The following is a 20149-nucleotide window of genomic DNA, read 5'->3' as shown; positions in this document are numbered from 1 at the left end:
TCGATACTCTTTGAAAATTCACTTGTACTAAGAACTTGTGCCTCATCACTATTATTATTTAAAGTTGTCTTTCCTACAAATAAGCTTTTCGAATTTGTAATAATAGGAGAACCATCTGCTTCTACAGAAGATTGGTAAACGTTAAGAAGACTTAAATCCCTTAGAGTATAATCTTTAAAATAATGATTAACACCAGCAATATTATATGAAGCATTTTTCTCCTGAAGAACACTATATGCCTTTTTGAATGGATCTTTCCAGTCTGATAGAGAATCACTTACTTGTGCTTGTGCCATAGTTTGAACAGGATTAACTTGAGCAGCACTTGCTGAAGTTGGTGATGTAAGTGCAAATGATGTACCAATAGCTCCAATCATAGCTAAGGATAGAATTTGCTTTGTCTTCTTACTATATTTTTTCATATTGTTATCTCCCTTTATTAGATTATTTTTTTATATATTTACAATATTTAATTTTGCTATTATTCTATAAAACAGGGTGAATTCTATTAAGGAATACCGTACTAGTTACGGAATAACCCCTTAACTCTTTCTGAATTTTCCGTTATTTTATTGTATAAGTTTTTTCTGTTTAATTCAGAATAATAAAATGTACATATTACAATACTATTCACCGATCTTAAAATACAGATATAAAAGAAATGAAAGATTGCTTTTATTCCCTGTATCTGCATTGAATGTAAGGACTTTACACCATCATTAAAACACTATGTTTTTAATAAGTAAATCATTAAATTCAACCTATTATTTGCTACTCTATGTTTCTAACTAACATTTTTGCACCAGAATCCATAATATTCCCCCCTAGTTTTTTCGGTAAGATCCCTACAAGATTACAAAAGATGAAATTATGCTGTACATTGCTTATACTTTCACCTCGTAATAAAATAAAATCATTTTTGCTATGTAGAGACCTAGTAAGCCATTTTTTACAAAGGTGATATTTTGCTAATTCTAGAGCTTATCCGAATAAAATTCCACTGAGTATTCAGATAATAAATTCGACATAATGTTACTTACAACTTTACTGCACTTTTATTAGTGTAGTCTTCTCCTTTCTTAGTGGTCATACCGATTACACCTTTATTAAAACATTAAATTTTTAATGCGTAAATAGTAGAATTTTGTCGAATATATTCGAAAATCATATTATTTAATTGTTATTATGACTGGAAATGTTATCCTGATAAAATTAATTTTTGATTTCATCTAAGTAATTATAATAGTTACAACTTGATATATAAGATAAAAAGACAGTTATCTTAACCCATAAGAAAAAATACAATGTAATTTAATATTATTAAAATAACTTAATCATACACTGTATACTAATTCCCTTTATTTGGATATGTAAAATTGCATCAAAATAGGATAGCGTCAGGATTATGCGGAGATACAACTTTAAGATAGAAAAACTTTCTCGATAGGGTGTACTCTATTGATACAAGTGTAGGAGACTGATAAAATCATAGTTAAGAGCGTCTCATAAGACTTGTCTCAAAAATGAGGTGATATTTTGCGAAAAATCGGTTATATACGTGTCAGTTCAACTAGCCAGAATCCTTCAAGGCAATTTCAGCAACTGAACGAAATCGGAATGGATATTATTTTTGAAGAAAAAGTTTCCGGAGCAACAAAAGATCGTGAGCAACTTCAAAAAATGTTAGAGGATATACAAGAAGGTGACATCATTTATGTTACGGACTTAACTCGGATTACTCGTAGTACACAAGATTTATTTGAATTAATCGATAACATACGGAGTAAAAAGGCAAATTTAAAATCCTTAAAAGATACATGGTTAGATTTATCAGAAGATAATCCCTACAGCCAATTCTTAATTACGGTTATGGCGGGTGTAAACCAATTAGAACGTGATCTTATCCGTATGCGGCAACGTGAAGGGATTGAATTGGCTAAGAAAGAAGGCAAGTTTAAAGGTCGGTTAAAGAAGTACCATAAAAATCATGCAGGAATGAATTATGCAGTAAAGCTTTATAAAGAGGGAGATATGACTGTAAATCAAATTTGTGAAATTACAAATGTGTCTAGGGCCTCATTATATAGAAAGCTATCGGAAAGAAACAGTTGATGAGTTATACCAAAAATCAGAAATATATAATAGAAAATAAATTTCATATAGAGGTGGAATTATATGCCTAAAATTGACAATATGTTAGCAATTCTATGGATGCTTCGTTCAGGTGAAAAAATTACTGCAAAACAAATTTCAGAAAAGTTAGAGATGAATATAAGGACTGTGTATCGTTATATTGATACAATTTCAACAAGTGGCGTACCTATAATTTCAGAACCAGGACATAACGGTGGATACACTTTATTGAACAATTTTATTGAGGCTCCTCTTTTTTTTGATTTTGAGGAGCAAACTTCACTATTTCACGCTGCTGTTTTTGCAGAAGAAGCCGGATATTATGGAGGTGAAGCACTAAATAGGGCCATTTCAAAACTAAGTAAATACTCAAATCAAGAACAGGAAACAAAGATAAACCAACATTTAACTAGTCTTGAAGTAATAAGTCGATTAAGTTCACTCTCTATGGAACCTTTTTTGAAGGAGTTGGAGCAAGCCGTAGCTGACGGGGACTCAGCAAAAATTCTTTACCATAAAAGTGGCGAAAAGCAATTAAATTATAGATTGGTCGATCCGTACAGAATTATCTATTGGAATAATAAGTGGTATGTGATTGGATTTTGTCATCTTAGGAATGATATCCGTAGTTTTAGAGTAGATCGAATTGAAAGTCTAATGCTAACCGAAAATAAGTTTAACCGGCCAGAAAATTTTTCAGCACGTGAATTTTTTATAAAAAGTCTTCTTCCAACTATAGAAGATAAGGAAGGGATTATTTCTTTGGTTCTTAATGGGGATAAAAGTGTATTGGCTGATATTTGCCAACATTGGTTTTTAGGACATTATTTACAAGAACGGACTTCAAATCAAGCAGTTTTTCTTCTTGAAAAAGATATGATACATACATATGTACCTTATTTACTTTTACCGTACAATAAATCTATTAAAGTTATTGAGCCAATAAGTCTTAAGAAAAGACTTATTGAAGTTCTGTCTGATTTAATAAAATTTCATCAAGTATGATAACTTCCCTGACGTTAACTGTCAGGGAAGTTATATTATAATAGCTATATCAATTGTGATTGGAGTGTTATTGGATGCAAACAAAAGAAGCTTTTCTATATGTATTTAATACAATGTCGGACTGGGAATATGGATATTTAATTGCTGAACTAAACTCAGGAAGATATTTCAAAAAAGATTTAGCACCTTTAAAAGTAATTACAGTAGGAGCTAATAAAGAAATGATTACTACTATGGGAGGACTGAGCATAAAACCAGATATTTCCCTTGATGAATGTACTCTTGAGAGTAAAGATCTTTTAATTTTACCAGGAGGAACTACTTGGAGTGAAGAAATTCATCAACCTATCTTGGAAAGAATTGGCCAAGCTTTAAAGCTTGGCACTATTGTTGCTGCAATTTGTGGTGCAACTGATGCCCTCGCGAATATGGGATACTTGGATACTAGAAAGCATACAAGTAATAACTTAGAATATACTAAAATGGTATGTCCTAACTATAAAGGAGAAAAGTTCTATGAGTTGGGATCTGCGGTATCTGATGCGAATTTAGTTACTGCATCAGGAATAGCTCCTCTGGAATTTGCAATGGAGGTACTGAAAAAAATAGATGTATTTACACCAGATGCATTACATTCATGGTATAACCTAAATAAGACTCATAAACCTGAATACTTCTTCCAGTTAATGAATTCAATAAATAAATAAATAAATGAAATAACTAAAAAGCTCAATTTCTCTATTTTGATTTGCAGAGAAGTTGGGCTTTTTAATTTAGAATTCCCTTATCGTTGTAAATCCGCATTTTCCTGACGCTACCCCTATCAGTTTATATATTCACCCAAGATAAATTGTAATTTGTTAATCGATATGTTTGTGTAACCACTGTTCAAATATCTTTAACTGTTCTTCAGTATGAAAGTAATGTTCACCTGTTTCCATGACTTCTAATTCACAACGATGTTTTTTTGTAAAATAGTTAATAGTTTCAAATTCGCACAGTTCATCCTTGGCTCCATACATAATATATGTATCTGTATTCCATGTATTAATAGGATGTTCTTTTACATAGCATAAATAATCCCAATATAACTTTTGACCAACAGGTGTTTCTATAGTCATTTCTTTTTGCAAAAGCTCTGGTGTTACATTAAACCATTTCATCATATTTTCGATAATTCGTTCCATATTAACTACTGGTGATAAAAATAATGCCTTTTCTAACACATCATTTTGATAGGCTAAAAGGCTAAAATAAGCTCCCATACTACATGCAAACACGCTTACTTCTTTCCAATGTTCTTTTGCATAATTCATAACTATAGATAATTCACTAACACAAAACTGTACTTTGCAAGGAGTATTATCATTTTTTCTTTCTCCATGCTCAGGTAAATCAAAGCTTAATACTTGATAACCTTTTTGATTGGCTTCTTCAGCTAATATTTCAATAACTGCATCTTCCTTATTTGACATACTTCCATGTACTGCAATAAAAATTTTTTCACTCTTATCTCCCCATAAAACCGTGGGAATATTACTAATTTTAAAATTATCTTTAAGCATATTTCCTCCAAAGGATAAGACATATAGGACTTGGCAAAAAACCGCACACTTTATAATCCTCTACTCAGTTTTAAACAAATCAAACTATTCCTAATTTATCACAAATGAATTATAATATCTCTCTACCTCTGTATAACAGAGTCTACTTTGTATTTAAAACCTTTCTTTTTTCCATTTCTTCAGAAGCTACAAATTCTTATTTTGATTCCTTATTGAGCTAATCTACTCCGCTAGTGGAAGAAGGATTTTTAAACAATTATATTATTTTTTAAATGACTTTATTGTAAATTAAACAACTTTATTATCTCTGCACAAGTTTCTTCCTGGTCTAGATTATTTCTTATCAATTCAGGGTTGAAATATTCCAATTCGTAAACCCTTTTTGATTAATGCAATGATGACTTCTCTCTCTTTTCTCGCATATATACTGCAAATTGCATCATTTCTTCTTGGGTAAATTGCTTTCCTTCAATTGCCCCTTGTGTAGACGTCCCAATATATATTAAATCATCCCATTTAGAAAATGGTTCTTCTCCTTTAAAGACCATTTCACTATATCTCTTCCATTCCCCATCAATGTTTACTACATTATATCTTCCCTCATTTGCTAAGAAACTCATTGCAAACATTTTATCGGAGTAATAAAAATCACATTCCCTATTCAGATTCAGTAATTCTTCCCAACTAATCTTAGGTATTAAATCGTCTTCCGGAATCTCACGTTTCTCTGTTTCAATTAGTTCATAAGATGAAATTGGTAAATTCTCTAACTCATCATCATAAACTTCTTTCATTATCCAACAGTCTTTACTATCGTCTTCTGCATAATATTGATACCATTCATTGTTATGTGTTTTAAATAGATAAATAAATCCATTTGTGATTGTTTTACGATAAGTTTCAACGATATAACTATGATTAAAATTACCCGTTTGGTCATATAGTGTGTCATCATCATGGTAAGTTTCAGTTTCAATAATAAGTTTCTTTTTCTCACCCTCAATTATATATTCGTAGCCATCGACTACTGGAAAGTCTTTTGGGTACTCATTCATGCACTTTTTTTCCACTAAGCAACTCTTCACTTGGCTTATGGTTGCTTCTGGAATCTCTTTCAACTTTACGAACTCTTCAAATTCATTATTAATATCTATTCCATAAGGCTCTAATATTTGATGCAATTGCCTAGCAACCCTTGTTTCTTCGTAAATCATATATTCATACTCTTCAGGCTTGAATTCTGGTACTAATACATATGTATCCAATGGGTTTATCGTATACGTATTCACCCATTTATTCGGCTGATTGAAAACTCCGTGTGGGATTAAATATCCCCATAACACCACATACTTCTTAAATTTCTCTTCTGGTACTACAAAATACGATGAACCTTCGTTTGTTTCCTTTTCTAGTAGGGGTCACCATACATGCCCATCAACTTAAGAATTTTCACTACCCCTAAGTACAAAAAAAATATATTTCTTTCTAATGCCTATTCAAAAAAACGAATCATTTTTCAAAATAGATTCGTTTTTTTATCGTACAATATAAGTTTGCAAAGTATTTTTAATCGAACTTTTTTATAAAGATTCACAAATACTCCATACAAAAATTTTAGCTACATGGTTCTTCCAGTTTTTTTAGCTTATTCTCCACTCTAATAATCATACTGATTATTAGTAATAGCATAGATCCCATAATTAAAAGTATTGCAGTGGAAGGGTTATTTAAAAATAGGCTGATAATACTTCCTAGTATAATAATTATAAATCCATTTTGTGTCATGATTTCAGCGCTATACCTATTTCCAGCTTCCCAAAGTTTCATGTTTTTCATAGACCTAGTTGTTCGATAGCCATATATTGCATTAATATCTGTTGGTGGTCTTTTTTTCAATAGTAATGAAGTTGATATAAAGATAATCCCAATTAACAGACTTACTCCTATATTCACAAGACTGTATATCATTTTAATCACCTCCATAAAATGTTATTATAAACCAATTATACCATTTTAATGGTGTTTTGTGACGGCATTTTAACACTTATAAAATCACTATTTGTGGCTTTAAAATAAAGATACGATGTTTGTTACTTTGCTTCTTTCAATTAAAGAATTCCAAGGGATTTTTAATCCAACTTTTTTATAAAAGGGGGAAAGTTCATCCCAAAAGTGAGGAATCCATTTTGATTAATCTTTTTTTAGTTCCATGCCCATAAACTTAAAAAATTTTAATACTCTTAAGTACCAAAAAACGTTATTCTTTCTAAACAAGCTAGATTAGAAAGGATGACGTTTTCTTATGAATCTCTCGATTCAAGATGAGCTACAAGCATTTGCGAAAGAATTACAGCGATATGTTAAACCTGTATTTTTAGAAGAACTTGCAAGAGAAATCGGATTTATAAAGCGACAACGTAAGTTTTCTGGCTCAGATTTAGCTAATATTTGTATTTGGATTAGTCAACGGGTGGCAAGTGATCCCTTAGTCCGATTATGTAGTAGGCTTCATGCAGCTACAGGTACTTTACTCAGCCCTGAGGGCTTAAATAAACGTTTAAATGTGAAAGCAGTTTTGTTTTTAAAACATATTTTTTCTTTACTATTACAACAAAAGGTATGTGAACAAACGCAAATTTCTAACCGTCTCTTTTCTTATTTCCAACGAATCCGTATCCTAGATGCCACCGTATTTCAAGTGCCAAATGCTTTAAAGAATGTATATCCAGGCTCTGGAGGATGTGCCCAAGCAGCTGGAATTAAAATTCAATTAGAATATGACCTGCACAGTGGAGAATTTCTTAACTTTCAAGTTGGACCAGGAAAAAATAATGACAAAACATTTGGCACGGAGTGCTTAAATACTTTACGACCAGGAGATTTATGTATTCGTGATTTGGGTTATTTTTCATTAGAAGACTTAGATCAAATGGATCAACGAGGTACATACTATATTTCTCGTTTAAAATTAAATACGAATGTATATGTGAAAAATCCAGCTCCAGAATACTTTAAGAATGGTGCCATTAAGAAACAATCGGAATACATACAAATCGATGTGAAACAGATTTTGAAACAACTACAGCCTGGAGAAATATTTGAATTAAAACATGCTTATATCGGTGATAAACAGCAACTATTTGCACGTGTTATTTTTAATCGATTAACAGAAAAGCAACTTCAAAAACGACGAGCAAAGATTGCGGAAAAAGAAAAGTCTAAAAATAGAACATACTCAGAGAAAAGTAAATTGGTAGCTGGGTTAAACGTGTACGTGACGAATACACCTTGGGAATGGGTTCCGATGGAACAGGTACATGAATTATATACTTTACGTTGGCAAATAGAGATTATCTTTAAAACGTGGAAATCACTCTTCAAAATAGACCATCATCGTCATGTAAAACAGGAACGGTTGGAGTGCCAATTATATGGAAAGCTAATCGCTATTTTCCTATGTTCCTCTACAATGTTTAAAATGCGCCAACTTCTTTTACAAAAGAAGAAAAAGGAGTTAAGTGAATATAAAGCGATTGGTATGATTCAAGATCATTTATCTCTTTTGTATCAAGCCATACAGAAAGGCACCCAGGAAATAGCAAAGATTTTAATCCGCCTGTTCGATCTTCTACAGAAGAATGGACGAAAATCTCACAGATACGAGAAGAAGACTGTCTTTGATATCATGGGTGTTGTCTATGAATATAATGGATTGAGAAAACAAAAGAAGGTTGCATAATTAAAAAAGTGAAACCCGTTAGGGGTTATTTAGTATGCGTATTTTTAAGAATATACTTCTATTTTAAGAATGTTTTAAACCAGCTGAACGCAATTTCAGTTTGTTTACACTCTTAAGTTGATGGGCATGTATGGTGACCCCTACTAGGTCGTCAAGTGTGGATAGACAAAAATCAAGCTATTCTAGACCGCCTAGAACCTATTTTAGAAACATTAAAAGGTGGAATAACACATCATTTAGCTGGAAAAAAAGGTCGTGAATATATTGGAGAGGAACGTACTTATGAGAAGTAATCATGTTAGAAATACCGAAGGTGTTAAAAAACACGCACTAATGAAAAGCCAAGAGACATCAAAGAAGGTCAATCAAGCAATACAACGTCTTATAAAAACAAAGGCTAAAATTAATTTTAACCAGGTTGCCTTGGAATCTGGTGTATCCAAGGCATTTCTCTATAACAATCAAGAAATACGAAACCGAATTGAAGGATTAAGGAAGCAACAAGAAGGGGTAGATTCTCCGCAAACTATAAAACGAAATATGACGGATGGCAGTAAAGATTCTCTTATCGCAGCTAAAAATAATCGAATAAAAAACCTAGAGGAAGAAAATAAACGACTGAAAGATGAATTATTGAAATTACGTGGTATAGTCTACGATAAATTTTGAGGATATAAACATTACTATTACAAAGGATATTTTGGGTCTTTTGGAGAAGAAGAACGAAAATATTATTTTGGAGGCTCTTAATGATTAAAGATTTGTGGTTTACAATTCAGAGAATTGATGAAAATACATACGCAATTAGTGAATGCGGGCATTGGGAAAAAGTACATTCATTCTTATTATTGGGCGAAGAAAAAGCAGTACTCATTGATACAGGTCTTGGAATTGACAATATAAAAAGAATTACAGACCAATTGACTGACTTACCGATTGAAGTCATCACGACTCATGTTCACGCTGACCATATCGGAAGTCATGGAGAATTTGAAAGAATTTATGTCCATGAAGGAGATAAAGATTGGTTAGTAAATGGAATAAAAGGCTTATCTATAGAGCAAATAAGAAAAGATATAAGTAGAGATATAACAATACCTACGCCAGAAACGTTTAATCCCGACACATATCAACCTTTTCAAGGGGAACCGACAGGCTTATTAAAAGATGATGATGTAATTAAAATGGGGAATAGAAGATTAATAATATATCATACTCCGGGGCATTCTCCTGGTCATTTATCCATTTTCGATGAAACAAATGGTTATTTATTCACAGGTGATTTACTTTATGATGAGACCCCTATATATGCTTTTTATCCTTCAACGAATCCTGTGGATTTAGTTAATTCATTGGAGAGAATATCAGATATACCAAATGTTACAATGGTTTATGGCTCCCATAATACGCTAGGTCTTGAGCCCAAAATTTTAGATGAAGTAAAATGGGCAGTTAAGTTTCTAAGAGAAGAAAAACTTATTAAATTCGGTACAGGAATTCATAAATTTAATGGTTTTAGTGTACAGTTTTAATCTTTCTTTCTATTAACTCACCGCATGGATTTAGTAAAAAAAGACAAAAAAGATATCATAAAATGATCAGACATATATTAAACTAATATTTACATTGAATACATGTAAATGATGTGAGAACTATTGATAGTACAATAGTTCTCACATCGTAGTTAAGATAACGTTAAAAAAACCACGCTAAGAGCATGCAAGATTTTATACAGTTTTTCAGCTAATTCAGTAGCAAACAAGAACTCTAAAACCGCACCAGGATAGAAATGTATAAAAAAATGAATAGATCCATAGAACAAAAAAGGAGGTTCCCTTGTGATAGTAGGGTTCCTCCTTTTTCTTACTACCGATAATAAGATGTTATGTAAACCTAACATGTATAAAATATACAGCCAATTTCTAGAACAAATAGCTTCCTTCGAATGGTACAATTAGGAAAAAGGGAGAGATATTATGCTTTCTGTATTGATTGCAATAAGCGGTAGCATCAACAAAGCGCAAATTTCGTACGCTAAGCAAAATTTCATAAAGAAAAAGCCGATTTCCTGTACGCTAAGAGATAATCGACTTCTTACTGTTAAGTTGTCTGTAGCGCTCTTTCTCGTAATTCACCATGTTTTCCAAAGAAAATAGCGAAAGGCAAGGCGATGAACACATTTACAAAATGACGAGAAAAATGACAAAACTGTAAGAATGCACGAATGTTTGTAAGAAAGTTCGATGTTTTCCTTTTTCTTTTTTTATTATAGTGAAAAAAAGAAGGAGGAATTTGAAAATGTCTTTTTCTCAATTCAATATTGATATTTTTCGAGCAATTAATGATTTAGGTAAACAATATTCATTCCTAAATTCAGCCATGATATTTTTGGCAGAATATATGGTATATATTCTTGGTTTAATTATTATAGCTTATTGGTTTACCGGGTCTAGAAAAAGTAGGATGATGGTTATTCAAGCGATGGTTGCTTTTGTGATTGCTGAGGTAATTGGAAAAATAGCAGGGAAATTTCATTTGAATTATCAACCGTTTGCAGTATTGCCTGATGTTAATAAACTTGTCGACCATGCTGTAGATAATTCATTTCCTAGTGACCATACGATTCTCTTTTTTTCGATTTGTTTTTCATTTTGGCTTGCTCGTAAAAAGACTGGATGGTTATGGCTTATACTTGCATTTTGTGTAGCGATCTCTCGTATTTGGGTAGGAGTTCATTATCCTTTTGATGTTGTAATAGGGGCTTTAATAGGATGTGTTTCAGCGTTATTTTCCTATTGGTTAGTACCGAAATTTTCTTTTATCAAGCAATTGCTTACTCTATATGAAAGAGTAGAGAAACATGTTTTACCATCCAAAAACAAATCAAAGGGATTTTGAGTATACAAGTATAAAAGTTAACGTGAAAAGTGGGGGAATTATGGGGAAAGAAATATTGTTTGATAATGAAGGTCTGATTCTAAAACTAAATGGGATAACAGGATTACTTGCATTAAAACTAAAATTAAAAATGCCTTATAACACGATCAAGAGTGTGTATGTTGACTATTTTGATCCTCCACAATGGATGCTTCGTATGCCTGGAACATCAATTTCTCCTCTCAATATTTTTGAAGGAAGTTTTAAATACGCTGATGAATGGTACTTTCTCTCTTGTGAAAATAGAGTCCCTCTCGTAATGATTGAATTAAAAGGTCATGAAAAATATAAGTATGTCTTTTTTGAGATTGATGATCCTACCAAAGTAGCCGCAGATATTAGAAAACATATAAAAGATTTGTAAATATTGACCTATCAATATATTACTTCCGATAACGATAATTATGTAAATAAGCTGTCCATATGGACAGCTTATTGTATTTTTTGCCTAGCGTATATTTTCGTTAAAATGTGGGCGGTACGCCAGTATGTATTACATAGCAATTGTGGATATAGCTTGTTTGTAGATTAATTGTTGTTTACCATTAACCATCATTAGGACGGTAAATTTATCTGTTGCAAGGATCTTCCCACGTACTGGAACGCCATTCTTTAAAAATACTGTAACTGCCCCTTTTTTCTCTTTCAATTGTTCATACATATCTTCTTGTAAATTAAACATGAAATGCGCCCCCTGGTTTGTTTGTATTTACTTTTCTTCTAATACCTGTTGCTTTTCACTGTTGGATATTTGTGATTCCCATTCACTTTCTATTTTTCTAAACCATTTTCCTATTTTGCTTAGATAATATCTTTTTACTTCACCATTAGGAATCCAAATTTCACGTTCCTGTATTTGATTCATCACTTCATGAAGAATCTCATCATGTTCATACTTTCTAGGTTTTCTATAATGTGTTTTTACAAACTGTGTATATTCTCTACGTAACCAATTAGAAATATGTTGTCTTTGTCTTTGCTTGAGATGTGACCATTTTTTATTTGTTTGAAGGATTTTTCCATTTACTTTTATGTGATTTTTCATCGACACTCATCTCCTTTTACTAGCAAAACGAATATATAACTATCGTATCACATTTAAATTGAAATATTGCTCTAGGTACATATTGTTGCTTTAAAATAAAGCTTGATCAAATTGATACTATTAATCTTGATAAACGATCATAGAAAAGAGCGTGTTTTGAAAAAAAGCTTGATCAAAACACGTTCTTAATATTTTCATTTAGTTCATTCTTTTATAAAAAAATTTGATCATTTTCTGCCTGTGTTACTCCACAATCGCGCCCGATTCTGGAAAAATTAAAAAACGTTTATTTTTCTTTTAACATTGAATACTTTCGATAAGCTTTATAGAAATTGATACCCAAAAAAACAAACAGAAGTGTGGAAGACAACTTCAAAAAGACAAATGGAGTTTCAAATAAAAATGCCTTCCAAAATAATGAACCTTTCATACTCCAAAGACCTTCATGATATAATCCCGATTCCTTGTAAAACATATAAGAATAAGCTAAACACAGCATAACCAACCAAAATGAATAATTCATTAATTTTTTATAATGATTATCCTTAGATTGGCGATCCGAGAAGATTTCATTTTGATCATCATCTTTTTTTTGCCAATACCGTATTCCACTAAGCCAGGGCCCCTTTATATAGTTCCAACCAAAATCCTCATATATTCCTTTGTATTCAACCAACTTTTTCTTAGGTAAATAATCTTGATAATCAAGTCGTATAATATATCTCTTGTCAGTTTCTTCGAAAGTGTATATTCCTAATCCACTAATATTTGTACAACGATAGCCTTTTTGTAATTGCTCGTTCAGCCATTGCTCCTCTTTTTCAATATCAAAAAACATCTTAAATTTCTTCATTGGATTCACTTCCTTCGTACAGGGATAAAATATGCAATAGCCTATTTTGTTCCATTTTCAAAATGGCGCTTCCTTCTGCAGTTATCATATAAACTTTTCTCCGACCTGACTCTCCAACAGGTTCAATCCAACCATGCTTATTCAAGTTTTCAATCGCACCGTATAATGTACCAGCTGCTAAAATAACAGTACTGTTACTTATCTTTTCTATCTTCTGCATTACGGCATAGCCATGGAGTGGCTCACGCAGAGCTAATAAAATATAATGCATGGTTTCAGACAATGGTAATAATTTATGTTTCATATCCTCACCTTCCATTCAGTTCAAATGTATAGTTCAACTTAATAATAACATAATGCAGTTCAACTGAATAGTCAACAACATTTTCAAAATTGGTCAAAGGAACTTAAAGTAATAGCTTGATAACAAGGGAAAAAATCAATCTAAAAAGTCACTTTCCTTACGTAAGGGAAAGTGACTTTTTATGTAGTCTTATTCAATTAAATGGCCCGATTACTGAATAAGAAAAAATCCTGCACATCAACACAGGATTTTGATCAAACTTTTTTACATATTATCAATCTTTATTTTAAACAATCAGACTTTTTTATAAATTATCAAACTTTGTTTTAAAGCCACACATATTTCGCAAGAAATCTATCCAAAACAAACAATACAGTCTCCATTTAGCGGATTAATTCAACATAAGAATAAATGTAGACTATTATTGTAGTTTTTTAGTTTTTTAAAATTATTACGGTACGTGAAATTATTTTGTTAACCATAAAAAAAAGCCCCTTGAAAGGAGCACTTATTTTACAAGGTACTGTTCTATTTCTTTTATTAATAGTTCTGCACCTTCTGGACTTAATGAGATCTTACCCTTTGCTAATGCTATGTTACGATTTGACACTTCTCCTGTTAATGCACAAACATGACCAGGCTGATACTTCTGTAAAATGATGTCTTCCCCTTCTACAAAAATCTCTAATGGTGATTTTTCTTTAATACCAAGCGTATTTCTAAGTTCCATTGGAATTACTACACGCCCTAATCCATCTACTTTTCTAGTCACTCCGGTTGCTTTCATCTAGCATCTTTCCCCATTTCATTATCAATTTGTACCCAATTTATTCTTTACTATTGTAACAGGCTTTCACCATACAGGAGGAACATAATGAACCAAAAACAGACAATCATAATAAGAAATTCTTTTAACCCTCGCTGAAAGGAAATACGACCTTCTTCCATTCTACATGCCCCTTTTCTCTACAACTCTTTATATGTTAAAATATAGAGGAAAGAAATCTGCTAATTTCTTTCCTCTACAGTCACTCAGACTTTTGCTCTTTGTTTGCTTTTGCAAATGAAGAGCTTTTATTTTGCATACTTATACTTGCTTTCCAGCATCGCATAGCGTAATAGCTTTAACTTTGTCTCTTTTTTCAATGCTTTCCACTCAGATACACCAATTTTCATTTTTCATTCCTCCAATAATTAAATTTGTTATTTATATAGCTTATAAGTTCCAGTTGTAAATATTTCTAATTTGTTTATCGCTAAACCCTTCATGGATAGCGAAGATTTCTGGAAAATCAGAGATACACAAATCAATAATTGTATTATCAGTTGTTCTTATATAATAATACTGAACAGCCCCTTCATAATTCGAATATAAATAGTATTTATGAATTTTATAATTTAATCCATTTTTCTCTAATACCTCATAAAGCTTATTTTTAGTTTCATCCATTACGTCAAAAATAGTTAACTGCTCCATCATTAACAGCTCCTCATTGCGTAAATTTACTAAACTAACTCTAAGAACAAGTTTGTTTCATTATGTTCATTGGTATGCACATTAAACTGTTTTCCCGTAGCTTCTAATGCACTAAAAAGCATTCTTTTATAGCCTAAATCCATAAAATCTACACTTATTTGACCATGATTCATAATAAATTGAAGATCAGCCATCATCTTTTTAACTTTCCGTTCCATGTAATAACCTCCTCAATGTAGTTATATAACTTATACAACTATTCTATTACTCATTTTTCTGGTTGTCAATATAAGTTATATAACTTATAATATTTTTTATAGAGGAGGATGTTATATGGCTGTTAATAAAGACAAGTACACTCAAATTTTAGTTACTTTTACAAAAGAACAAGTGGAACAAATAGAAAATTATTGGCATGAAAATAAGCTGAAGAATCGAAATGAAGCAATTCGTCAGATCGTAGACAAAGGGTTAAGTCGTAAATAATGACTACCCTTTTTATTTTCTCTAAAAAAGTTAAAAACGCATTTAAATTCCTTTTCTCCCTTTACATGCGTTTCTATAAAAAACAAGACTTATTATATTAACAACTCCATCAAAACCCCATACAACTAAATCTGAAGGGTCGTTTTTTAGTTAAACTGATTTTTTCCATGTATTATTTAAACAAATGAAAAAAGAGCCGGATTTTCATCACAGCTCATGTATTAATTGGTTCTGTATGTGTACATGTGGGATATTGTGAACAGCCAAAAAATTTATTTCCTGTTTTATTTGAATTACGAACGACTAAATCATGTTTACATGTTGGACATTTCCGTTCTGCAGGTTTTACCCCTTGATACACATCTTCAGCCGAATATTCGGGATTGATTTTATTAATCAATTTCTGAAGTTCTACACGATCTATTAGTTTTACATGACAAGCTTCCGCTAATTCTTTCGCCTGCCTTGTATACACGCTGTTTGTTACAACCCAGCCCTCATGTGCTTTGTAATAGGCTTGCGCTGCATATATCTCTTGTACGGCACTGATACCGACTCTATTTTTCATCCCGTAGCGTTTCGCCTGGATTACAATACGATTTTTCCCCTTCAATACAAGATCCGCTCCGAAATCATTTGATTGCTTTGTGACTGTTGGAGAATAACCCAACTCTCGAAAGAGAGCTTTTAAGTATACTTCGAATTGATGTCCGTCCATTTTGTCTATATAGCGAATACCAGACTTAGCCATTCGCTTTAATATTCTGCGCTCCTGGATCTTCCGGTACATAAATTTACAAATACGAAAAAGAACATAAAGGATAAAACCATACATCAAAATTTGTAATATGTTTGGCATTTCTGGTAGATTAGACACTTCTCTCCACCTCTTTAATTGGTTTTATTTTCTTTGGTTGTGCTGTTTCTTTTACCTGTTGCTCACTCACTTGTTTCTTCCGGACATCGTTCCAATCTTCTTTTTCATTCTTTGGAATATCCTCTTTAAGATCTACAAAGCATTTCATCGTTTGAATGAAGTCTCTCCCAGCCTTATCATTATCAACTGCCATAATGACCTCTTTAATATCGTGCCCTTCTTTTTTCGCATCCATTAAAGATTCAATTACTGTTTTTGATTTCAATCCATGCATAGACACCAGGCGAGCGTTTTGTATTTTATTTTGCTTGATACTCCAATGGGATAACATATCGATTGGATCTTCATAAAAATAGATTTTATCCGGCTTACCCACATCAACCGTAAAACCTGCATTGATTTTTTCATAATTCGGGACGATTTGTTTAAAACTTCCTCTTTTATTCTCCATTTTGACAGTACCTTGACGGTTCATTCCAATGACTTGCCCTTTGCCACCTTCTTCTCTCCATTTGAACACGACATTGTTTTTCTTATCCTGGACGATGAGATCCTTTTTAATCAACCAGTTCACCAGGCGAGGATCTATTTTTCTTTCATCAATTAGGTACTGCTTGATTTCTGTTTGTTTCGGCACCTCTAAGTGCTTTGGATAGATAAATGGCTGCTGCTCTTTTTTGCGCTCCTCTTCAGCTTTTGAACGATCAAACTCTTTGTAGTCCCCCTTCTGAATGTCCATCACGGCTTGAGGGAATGTCATGTCATAGTACATCATGGCAAAGCTAATCGCTCCATATCCTTTCTCCCCTCGACTATTCCAGGCGTATTGATTCCCTTTAATGATGAGACTGTCATGTTCCGTATGACGATAATAATTTCCTTCTTTCTTAAACGTTTCTCCTTTTGCTTCCAGATATGAAATCAAGTCAATTTTTCTTGCTTTCATCGCATCCTCCGTACTGACATGTGCCATTACGGAATCCCCCCTTTACTCTATAAAATGAAATAAAAAAGAGGACTATTCCGTTTCCTAGTCCTCTTTTACATGCATTCAATTTTTATTTGCCGAATAAAAATTTTAATCGCTTCTCCTGTACGCTGTATGATAAACGAGCGTCAAATTTTTTCCCGTTTTTGTTCGAGATAAACCCTTTGATCTGATCCGTTACATTCTTTTCTAATAACTTTTTCACATGGTTACTACTTAAATTTTTACCAGAGAATGTACCAAAAATAATGAAATCACAGCCTTTTTTGTATTTCTCACATAAGTAGTTACTTTTCCCTACAAGAACCCTACTCTTACACAATGGACATTTGCCAATTGTACGATCTTCAGTCGTTGGAAAACGGAATTTCAAACTACCGTCTGCTTCCATATAGATGGCTGCTGTAAATTCTCCCTTTTCTCCTTGGAAGCCGTTTATAAAATCCGTTGTTTTATACTGGATTAGCTTCTTCATCTGATTACCAGGGATTGCTTTCCCTTTCATTTTGGCTGGTAACATAAAATCACATCCGTTTTTATGCTCCGTGCATCCATAAAATGTTTTACGATGAAGCATATCCCCTTTTTTACATTTTGGACATTTACCAAATGACAGCTCCTCTTGTGTTGGGAACTGAAATTTAACTTTCCCTTCATGTAACACTAGATAAGCGGAAAACTCCTTCTCATTGGACTTAAATCCTTTTAAAAGATCTGTTTTCTTATCTTCAAACAGCTTTTTCGCTTGCGCTTCCGGAATCGCTTTTTCTTTAATTTTTTTCGGTAAGGAGATTTCACATTCCGGATAATTACTGCAACCATAGAAATTACCTTTATGAAGGATTTTCCCCTTTCTACAAGGGCATTTGCACACCTCAATCTGCTGATTCCAAGTATTAATAATGCTATCCGACACCTTATCATCCATTGCGCCTAATTGTTCCACCGTATCTTTTACAAACGTATTTGTTTTCTCTACAAATTCCTCATATTTCATTTCTTTCTTTTCGATCATGTAAATCATCCCTTCCATTTCAGCCGTATAAGCTGGATTTTTGATTTCATCTACCGGAAAAGCATCTATAAACGCACGACCAATATTAGTGGTTCGAATCTGACTGTTGGTAACATCAATATAGCTTCGCTCTAACAGTTTTGGAATAAACGTTTCTTCCGTTGCGACTGTACCAATCCGTTTTCCTTTCATAAGTTCTTTCAAATGTTCATCATCTAATTTACGCCCTGCCGTCTCCATAAAGGTTAAAATGGAACTTTCGGTATGAAAGGCTGGTTTCTTTGTTCGAGACTCAATCAATTCATACTGAACGATTCTGAAAGAATCTCCTTCTCGTAAAATAGGTATCTGAAATGCTTCAACCGATCCCTCTTCTATATCCTCTTGAAACACACTTAGAAACCCTTTCTCTTGTAGGATCTTTTCTTTTGTACTGTATGTGTTGCCCTCTTGATCTATAAAATGTACTTCTCTTACCAGGTAGATTGCTGGTTTCATAAAATTCCCGATAAATCGTTTTACAATTAAGTCATATAACCGTTTTTCTAATGGATTTCGGTTGGTCCCGACATATAATTTTGTTGTTGGGATGATGGCAAAATGACTACTAACTAATTCATCATTAAATGTAGTGTGTTTTTTTGTAATAGAAGATGGGATCACTTGTTGTACAAGATTTGCATAGGCGCTTTTTTCTAATGCTGCCATTACTTCTTTCACTCGTTCCACTTGTTCGGTAGGTAAGTGCCTGGATGAAGAACGAGGATATGTGATAAAGCCTTCTTCATACAAACTCTGAATATGTTTTTTTGCTGTTTCCGCATTTATCTTCAGTTTGGCGTGAGCATCTTTGTAGATATCCGTTAAGTTATATAATAATTTTGGTTTCTTTTTTCTCGTACTTTCTTTAAATTCTGTTACGACTACATTCGTTTCTTTCAAGCTATCTCCAATCTTTTGTAATGGGGATGGATCTATCAGTTGCTCTTCTGTTTTCATTACCGGTGATAAACCATTTTCGGTTAGTAGCTTCAAATTGTAGTAGGTTTGTTCTTTATAGTTTTGGATAGCAATTTCTCTTTGACGGATTTCATTTAAGATACACATTTGAACACGACCAGAAGCCAATAAGAATTGGTTTCTTGCTAGTTTCGATGTACAGCCCCTTGTAACATTGATTCCTAGAATGTAATCCAGGTATTGCCTTGCTTTAGCGGATTGAGCAAGTCCATCATAATCTGCTCCTGGTTCTAATCGGTTCAAGGCTCCCTCTAATTCTGCGGCTTCATAAGAAGAGATAAATAGGCGTGATTCTCGCTTGTTCACACCTGCATATTCAACTATTTCACGATAGATAAGCTCACCTTCCTTATCCGCATCACAAGCGTTTGCTACATGATCTACATCGGGACGATTTAACAACTTAACCAGTATTTCAATTTGTTCAAGACTATCTGATTTCGCTTTATATTCCGGCTCTAAAATAATTGGCAAGTGATTAAAATTAAATTCTTTGTATCTTTCATCCATTTCCTCCGGATATTTTAGTTCTAATAAATGCCCTCGGCACCAACTAATAATGTAATTTTCATTTTCATAGTATCCATAATATGGCTTGCTTCCTGGATGCTTTTGTGAGTTTCTAAATCTAGGTGATTTTAATAATTCAACAGCTACCTTCGGCTTTTCTGCAATAAACAATGTTTTCCCCATAAGTAATACCTC

23 protein-coding genes and 1 pseudogene are annotated in these 20149 nt (G+C 32.7%); 10 read left to right on the top strand and 14 right to left on the bottom strand.

From position 1 onward, the window contains the following. A pseudogene (locus QCI77_RS30665) lies at positions 1 to 422 on the bottom strand (hypothetical protein); the annotation flags it as partial. Between the two features lie 1114 nt (positions 423 to 1536). On the opposite strand from QCI77_RS30665, the gene QCI77_RS30660 reads away from it, so the two are divergent. From QCI77_RS30660 to QCI77_RS30650, 3 genes are all read left to right on the top strand, one after another. Further along, positions 1537 to 2112, top strand: coding sequence for a recombinase family protein (locus QCI77_RS30660; protein WP_033728358.1), 576 nt, complete (start codon positions 1537 to 1539; stop codon positions 2110 to 2112). A gap of 63 nt (positions 2113 to 2175) precedes the next feature. Continuing rightward, positions 2176 to 3138 carry a helix-turn-helix transcriptional regulator gene (locus QCI77_RS30655; RefSeq protein WP_353826154.1) on the top strand — a complete coding sequence of 321 codons (963 nt, stop codon included), beginning with the start codon at positions 2176 to 2178 and terminating at the stop codon, positions 3136 to 3138. 74 nt (positions 3139 to 3212) lie between these two features. Next, positions 3213 to 3845: a type 1 glutamine amidotransferase family protein gene (locus QCI77_RS30650; protein WP_353826153.1), complete on the top strand. Its 633-nt coding sequence runs from the start codon at positions 3213 to 3215 to the stop codon at positions 3843 to 3845. A gap of 153 nt (positions 3846 to 3998) precedes the next feature. Here QCI77_RS30650 and QCI77_RS30645 read toward each other — a convergent pair whose 3' ends face one another. The 3 genes from QCI77_RS30645 to QCI77_RS30635 form a co-directional block, all read right to left on the bottom strand. Next, positions 3999 to 4703 (bottom strand): alpha/beta hydrolase, encoded by a 705-nt coding sequence (locus QCI77_RS30645; RefSeq protein ID WP_033671245.1) that lies wholly within the window; start codon positions 4701 to 4703, stop codon positions 3999 to 4001. Positions 4704 to 5089: 386 nt separating this feature from the next. Next, entirely contained in the window at positions 5090 to 5977 is an 888-nt protein-coding gene (locus QCI77_RS30640) for a hypothetical protein (protein ID WP_353826158.1), read from the bottom strand. A gap of 340 nt (positions 5978 to 6317) precedes the next feature. After that, entirely contained in the window at positions 6318 to 6671 is a 354-nt protein-coding gene (locus tag QCI77_RS30635) for an SdpI family protein (protein ID WP_061530306.1), read from the bottom strand. Positions 6672 to 7005: 334 nt separating this feature from the next. Here QCI77_RS30635 and QCI77_RS30630 point away from each other — a divergent pair, with 334 nt between their 5' ends. From QCI77_RS30630 to QCI77_RS30605, 6 genes are all read left to right on the top strand, one after another. Further along, a complete protein-coding gene (locus QCI77_RS30630) occupies positions 7006 to 8442 on the top strand; it encodes an IS4 family transposase (RefSeq protein WP_353825222.1) in 1437 nt (478 codons plus the stop codon). Between the two features lie 155 nt (positions 8443 to 8597). Continuing rightward, entirely contained in the window at positions 8598 to 8735 is a 138-nt protein-coding gene (locus tag QCI77_RS30625; protein WP_353826151.1) for a hypothetical protein, read from the top strand. Then, a complete protein-coding gene (locus tag QCI77_RS30620) occupies positions 8725 to 9111 on the top strand; it encodes a DUF6262 family protein (RefSeq protein WP_353826149.1) in 387 nt (128 codons plus the stop codon). The genes QCI77_RS30625 and QCI77_RS30620 overlap by 11 nt, the downstream gene beginning before the upstream one ends. An 80-nt stretch (positions 9112 to 9191) precedes the next feature. Next, positions 9192 to 9974 (top strand): MBL fold metallo-hydrolase, encoded by a 783-nt coding sequence (locus QCI77_RS30615; RefSeq protein ID WP_353826148.1) that lies wholly within the window; start codon positions 9192 to 9194, stop codon positions 9972 to 9974. A gap of 766 nt (positions 9975 to 10740) precedes the next feature. Continuing rightward, positions 10741 to 11340: an undecaprenyl-diphosphatase gene (locus QCI77_RS30610; RefSeq protein WP_353826147.1), complete on the top strand. Its 600-nt coding sequence runs from the start codon at positions 10741 to 10743 to the stop codon at positions 11338 to 11340. Between the two features lie 40 nt (positions 11341 to 11380). Beyond that, positions 11381 to 11743, top strand: coding sequence for a hypothetical protein (locus tag QCI77_RS30605; protein ID WP_063549262.1), 363 nt, complete (start codon positions 11381 to 11383; stop codon positions 11741 to 11743). Positions 11744 to 11872: 129 nt separating this feature from the next. On the opposite strand, the gene hfq is transcribed toward QCI77_RS30605, so the two are convergent. From hfq to QCI77_RS30570, 7 genes are all read right to left on the bottom strand, one after another. Further along, on the bottom strand, positions 11873 to 12061 hold the full coding sequence (hfq, locus tag QCI77_RS30600) for an RNA chaperone Hfq (RefSeq protein ID WP_353826146.1): 189 nt from the start codon (positions 12059 to 12061) through the stop codon (positions 11873 to 11875). A gap of 27 nt (positions 12062 to 12088) precedes the next feature. Next, positions 12089 to 12424 carry a hypothetical protein gene (locus QCI77_RS30595; RefSeq protein WP_000788513.1) on the bottom strand — a complete coding sequence of 112 codons (336 nt, stop codon included), beginning with the start codon at positions 12422 to 12424 and terminating at the stop codon, positions 12089 to 12091. A 286-nt stretch (positions 12425 to 12710) separates the two neighbouring features. Next, the gene (locus QCI77_RS30590; protein WP_353826145.1) at positions 12711 to 13277 is read right to left on the bottom strand and encodes a DUF2812 domain-containing protein; all 567 of its coding nucleotides are present in this window, start codon (positions 13275 to 13277) and stop codon (positions 12711 to 12713) included. Next, positions 13264 to 13581, bottom strand: a complete 318-nt coding sequence (locus tag QCI77_RS30585) for a PadR family transcriptional regulator (protein ID WP_002139689.1) — start codon at positions 13579 to 13581, stop codon at positions 13264 to 13266. Before QCI77_RS30585 ends, QCI77_RS30590 begins: the two co-directional genes overlap by 14 nt. Before the next feature lie 508 nt (positions 13582 to 14089). Then, complete coding sequence (locus tag QCI77_RS30580) at positions 14090 to 14368, bottom strand: AbrB/MazE/SpoVT family DNA-binding domain-containing protein (RefSeq protein ID WP_060749740.1); 279 nt, start codon at positions 14366 to 14368, stop codon at positions 14090 to 14092. A 429-nt stretch (positions 14369 to 14797) separates the two neighbouring features. After that, positions 14798 to 15061, bottom strand: coding sequence for a hypothetical protein (locus tag QCI77_RS30575; RefSeq protein ID WP_353826144.1), 264 nt, complete (start codon positions 15059 to 15061; stop codon positions 14798 to 14800). Between the two features lie 26 nt (positions 15062 to 15087). Next, positions 15088 to 15276, bottom strand: a complete 189-nt coding sequence (locus tag QCI77_RS30570; protein ID WP_353826143.1) for a hypothetical protein — start codon at positions 15274 to 15276, stop codon at positions 15088 to 15090. Positions 15277 to 15391: 115 nt separating this feature from the next. Here QCI77_RS30570 and QCI77_RS30565 point away from each other — a divergent pair, with 115 nt between their 5' ends. After that, positions 15392 to 15544, top strand: coding sequence for a ribbon-helix-helix domain-containing protein (locus QCI77_RS30565; protein ID WP_000290205.1), 153 nt, complete (start codon positions 15392 to 15394; stop codon positions 15542 to 15544). Between the two features lie 214 nt (positions 15545 to 15758). Here QCI77_RS30565 and QCI77_RS30560 read toward each other — a convergent pair whose 3' ends face one another. From QCI77_RS30560 to QCI77_RS30550, 3 genes are all read right to left on the bottom strand, one after another. After that, positions 15759 to 16421, bottom strand: a complete 663-nt coding sequence (locus QCI77_RS30560; RefSeq protein ID WP_353826142.1) for a restriction endonuclease — start codon at positions 16419 to 16421, stop codon at positions 15759 to 15761. Then, a complete protein-coding gene (locus QCI77_RS30555; protein ID WP_353826141.1) occupies positions 16414 to 17394 on the bottom strand; it encodes a DUF3991 domain-containing protein in 981 nt (326 codons plus the stop codon). Before QCI77_RS30555 ends, QCI77_RS30560 begins: the two co-directional genes overlap by 8 nt. A gap of 85 nt (positions 17395 to 17479) precedes the next feature. Beyond that, the gene (locus QCI77_RS30550; protein WP_353826140.1) at positions 17480 to 20137 is read right to left on the bottom strand and encodes a type IA DNA topoisomerase; all 2658 of its coding nucleotides are present in this window, start codon (positions 20135 to 20137) and stop codon (positions 17480 to 17482) included. Positions 20138 to 20149: the final 12 nt, after the last annotated feature.

The organism is Bacillus cereus group sp. MG9 (assembly GCF_040459995.1).
GTDB lineage: Bacteria > Bacillota > Bacilli > Bacillales > Bacillaceae_G > Bacillus_A > Bacillus_A mycoides.
This window is presented reverse-complemented; position numbering and strand designations above follow the sequence as displayed.